We start from the raw sequence: 3,698 nt of genomic DNA, 5'->3' as shown, positions 1-3,698 counted from the left end.
TGGCACCGCCCACATTGCGCTCAAGCGCGAATGGCCGACCTGGACGCCGCCGAGGCAGATGATCCAGCGCCAGCCGGAATTGGAAAAGTTTGCCGGCGGCATGGAGCCGGGCCTGAAGAACCCGCTCGGCGCGCGCGCCATGTACCTGTTCAACAAGGGCGGTGATTCAGGCTATCGCCTGCATGGCAGCCCCGAATGGAATTCGATCGGCAAGGCGATGTCGTCTGGCTGCATCCGGCTGATGAATCAGGATATCATCGACCTCTATGACCGCGCCTCGGTCGGCGCCAAGGTCATCGTTCTCTAGAGGCAGTTTTCGTACGCGGACCGTCTAGGCAACAACGGACGTCCCAAGCAGAAAACCGGGCAATTCGGCCCGGTTTTTTGTTGTTTGCGCGATGCGACGCCTGTTCGGCGGTCAGGACACCGCCGAGAACGCGGTGGGAACTAAAATTTGGTTGATGATTGTCTCGGTGATCTGGCCATCACGCTCGGAGTCTTCCCGCGCCTGCGTCCAGGCAGGGTCCTTCACGAACGCCGTCCAACGCTCTTCGCGTTCGGCCAGCGATTCCCATGCCAGCATGTAGGTCAGTTCGTTGTTCGAAGCTCCGATCAGCGTGGTAAAGAAACCCGCTTGGCGGATACCGTGCTTATCCCATAATTTGAGCGTGATCTTGTCGAAGCGATCAAGAAGCGCCGGCAAGCGTCCCGGCAAAGCCCGGTAAACCCGAAGTTCGTAGATCATTTTGGAGTTCCTTCTGACCGATGCGCCGGAAGAAATCGGACCAGATGGTCAGCAGGGTAGAATTATCAAAACGGGCGTCAGGAGACCTGCTCGACCTGCTGCACTTCCGGCACGAAATGGCGCAGAAGGTTCTGGATGCCGTGCTTCAGCGTCGCCGTCGATGACGGGCAGCCGGCGCAGGCACCCTTCATGTGCAGGAACACCGTGCCATTCTCGAAGCCGCGGAAGGTGATGTCGCCGCCATCCTGGGCGACCGCCGGGCGCACCCGCGTGTCGAGCAGCTCCTTGATGGTGATGACCAGCTCCTCGTCGGCCTTGTCGTAGAACTCACCGGTCTGGCTGGTCTCGGCGGCCGGGCCAGCCTTGGCCATGACGGGCGCGCCGGACATGAAATGCTCCATGATGGCGCCGAGGATCGCCGGCTTCAAATGCTGCCAGTCGGGGCCATCCTTGGTCACGGTGATGAAGTCATAGCCGAAGAAAACGCCGGTGACGCCAGGAATTTCGAACAGCCGGCCGGCCAGCGGCGAGGCGACGGCGGCGCTGTCGGCATCGCGGAAATCGGCGGTGCCTTCCACAAGCACTTCCTTGCCGGGCAGGAATTTCAGCGTCGCCGGGTTTGGCGTCGATTCGGTCTGGATGAACATGGCCGTCTCCGTGCCCGTTTGGGCATCTAGTTTGGAACAATTCTAAATAGGCTCAATTGGCTGGACATTCAAGCGAAACGCATCGCCGGAATGGCTGGCTGGCGGAATGTTTTTTACGCGCCCCTGGGACGTGCCCGAAGGTGTGTTGAGATTCAGGTCAGGCCGGCATCACCTGAAAATCAGCACACCTCAGGCCAGGCTGTCTATTTCCTCGTCCGAAAGGTTCTGCGGCACGACAGTCACCGGGATCGGGAAGGCGGCACCCTTGCCGGCCACGGCGCCGACCAGCGGTCCCGGGCCTTCCTTGCCCGCACCGGCGGCCAGCACCAGGATGGCGATGTCCTGGTCTTCCTCGATCAATTTGTGAATCTCTTCCGTCGGCTTGCCTTCGCGGACCACCATCTCGGGCTCGATGCCGAGCTTCTGGCGCACCTTGTTGGCATAGCTGTCGAGTGCGGCGCGCGCCGTGGCGTTGGCTTCCTCGCGCATGATCTTCTCGACACCCAGCCAATGCTGGAAGTCGTCCGGCACGATGACATAGAGCAGCACCAGCGTGCCGCTGGTGCTCTGCGCCCGTTTCGAGGCATAGGCGACGGCACGCTCGCATTCCGGCGTGTCGTCGATGATCGTCAGGAATTTCCTGCGATGGCCGGCTTCGCGGCTGAGGCGTTTGGAGACCATGTCTATCTACTCGGTGTCTTGCGGCGCAATCTGCCACTGCGGCGGACCGGCGGCAAGCCGCCGGCCTTGTGCCAGTGCACCCAATGTCGCGATCAGCCCTGCAGCAGGCCGATAATGTCGCGCACCGTCTTCATCGTCGCTTCGGCCAGCACGCCGGCGCGCTCGCCGCCGTCCTTAAGCACCGCGTCGACATAGGCGCGGTCATCCGAAATGCGGCGCATCTCGCTGGCGATCGGCGCCAGTTTTTCCACAGCAAGATCGGCCAAGGCCGGCTTGAACACGGAAAACTGCTGGCCGGCGAATTGCTTGAGCACATCCGCCTTCGACATCTCGGCGAGACCCGCATAGATGCCGACCAGGTTTTCTGCCTCGGGCCGGCCGGCCAGGCCATCCAGCTCGCTCGGCAACGCTTCCGGATCGGTCTTGGCCTTGCGGATCTTCTTCGAGATGTCATCGGCGTCGTCGGTCAGGTTGATGCGCGACAGATCAGACGGGTCCGATTTGGACATCTTCTTGGAGCCGTCGCGCAGCGACATGATGCGCGCCGCCGGCCCGCCGATGACCGGCTCGGTCAGCGGGAAATAGCCGTTCACGGTCTCTTCGCCGACCTGCATCTCGACGCCGACGCCGAGCGCTGCGATACGGTCGGAGAAGTCGTTGTTGAATTTCTGCGCGATGTCGCGGGTGAGCTCCAGATGCTGTTTCTGGTCCTCACCGACAGGGACGTGGGTGGCACGGTAGAGCAGGATGTCGGCAGCCATCAGCGAGGGATAGGCGAGCAGGCCGAGCGAGGCATTCTCGCGGTCCTTGCCGGCCTTGTCCTTGAACTGCGTCATGCGGTTCATCCAGCCGATGCGCGCCACGCAATTGAAGATCCAGGCAAGCTCCGCGTGCTGCATGACCCGTGACTGGTTGAAGACGATGTGCTTCTTCGGATCGATGCCCGAGGCCAGGAACGCAGCGGTGATAGACCGCGTCTGGTCGGCCAGGTCTTCATAGACGAGTTGGGCTGTCAGCGAATGCAGGTCGACGACGCAATAGATGCAATCGGAGGTGTCCTGCAGGGCAACGAATTTCTTGATGGCGCCGAGATAATTGCCGAGGTGCAGATTGCCGGTCGGCTGGACACCGGAAAAGACGAGTGGCTTGAAGGCGGTCATGATTGTCCTCATGGCTTGTGGAGGGCCGTATAAGCGTGATTCCGAAAAGTTGCAGACTTTTCGGAGCCAATCACGCGGCTGGAAACCGCGCGCGGCGAAAGTCTTGCGACGGGCGCGCTTATGGACGAAGACGGCGCTGCGATCAAGACGGCGCTGCGAGCGTGTCGTGCGCTACTCGTCAAGTTCGGTCTTTGCGATCGGTGGCGCCGACTTGCCAGATCCCCGCTTGACGTTGCGACGGATCATGCCGAAATCGGCGCCGCCGGTGGCAAACGCCGTGATGAAGTACAGCAGCGCCCCACCCGCAACCAGCGACAGCAGCGTCGTCGCCTTGACCACCAGCGGCGAGCCGGGCCCGAGCCTGACGGCGAACCAATGCTCGGCAAAATAGAGCGCTGCCCCCATCACGATAGCCGACAGCACCAGACGTGGAATGCGCTTCATCAGCGGCACGTCGCGGCCCCA

The 3,698-nt window shown here is 61.9% G+C and carries 5 protein-coding genes and 1 pseudogene; 1 reads left to right on the top strand and 5 read right to left on the bottom strand.

Annotation, left to right across the window (positions count from 1 at the left end; genetic code table 11):
* On the top strand, positions 1–307 hold a 307-nt coding region (locus EN925_RS27570), incomplete at its 5' end, for a L,D-transpeptidase (RefSeq protein WP_164894427.1).
* A 111-nt stretch (positions 308–418) separates the two neighbouring features.
* On the opposite strand, the gene EN925_RS27565 is transcribed toward EN925_RS27570, so the two are convergent.
* From EN925_RS27565 to EN925_RS27545, 5 genes and pseudogenes are all read right to left on the bottom strand, one after another.
* Positions 419–745 carry an NIPSNAP family protein gene (locus tag EN925_RS27565; protein WP_064992973.1) on the bottom strand — a complete coding sequence of 109 codons (327 nt, stop codon included), beginning with the start codon at positions 743–745 and terminating at the stop codon, positions 419–421.
* Positions 746–822: 77 nt separating this feature from the next.
* Complete coding sequence (locus EN925_RS27560) at positions 823–1,392, bottom strand: NifU family protein (RefSeq protein ID WP_013528064.1); 570 nt, start codon at positions 1,390–1,392, stop codon at positions 823–825.
* Between the two features lie 189 nt (positions 1,393–1,581).
* Positions 1,582–2,073: a universal stress protein gene (locus tag EN925_RS27555; protein ID WP_013528063.1), complete on the bottom strand. Its 492-nt coding sequence runs from the start codon at positions 2,071–2,073 to the stop codon at positions 1,582–1,584.
* A 92-nt stretch (positions 2,074–2,165) separates the two neighbouring features.
* Positions 2,166–3,233, bottom strand: a complete 1,068-nt coding sequence (gene trpS / locus EN925_RS27550; protein WP_013528062.1) for a tryptophan--tRNA ligase — start codon at positions 3,231–3,233, stop codon at positions 2,166–2,168.
* A 171-nt stretch (positions 3,234–3,404) separates the two neighbouring features.
* A pseudogene (locus EN925_RS27545) lies at positions 3,405–3,698 on the bottom strand (lipid II flippase MurJ); the annotation flags it as partial.

The sequence above is a fragment of the Mesorhizobium sp. M7A.F.Ca.US.006.04.2.1 genome (genome assembly GCF_004022915.1).
In the GTDB taxonomy this organism is placed as follows: domain Bacteria; phylum Pseudomonadota; class Alphaproteobacteria; order Rhizobiales; family Rhizobiaceae; genus Mesorhizobium; species Mesorhizobium ciceri.
This window is presented reverse-complemented; position numbering and strand designations above follow the sequence as displayed.

What these genes read in the sequence shown, in the direction of transcription:
- EN925_RS27565 (WP_064992973.1), bottom strand. Translation starts at nt 745, where the DNA reads ATGATCTACGAACTTCGGGTTTACCGGGCTTTGCCGGGACGCTTGCCG.
- EN925_RS27560 (WP_013528064.1), bottom strand. Translation starts at nt 1,392, where the DNA reads ATGTTCATCCAGACCGAATCGACGCCAAACCCGGCGACGCTGAAATTC.
- EN925_RS27555 (WP_013528063.1), bottom strand. Translation starts at nt 2,073, where the DNA reads ATGGTCTCCAAACGCCTCAGCCGCGAAGCCGGCCATCGCAGGAAATTC.
- trpS (WP_013528062.1), bottom strand. Translation starts at nt 3,233, where the DNA reads ATGACCGCCTTCAAGCCACTCGTCTTTTCCGGTGTCCAGCCGACCGGC.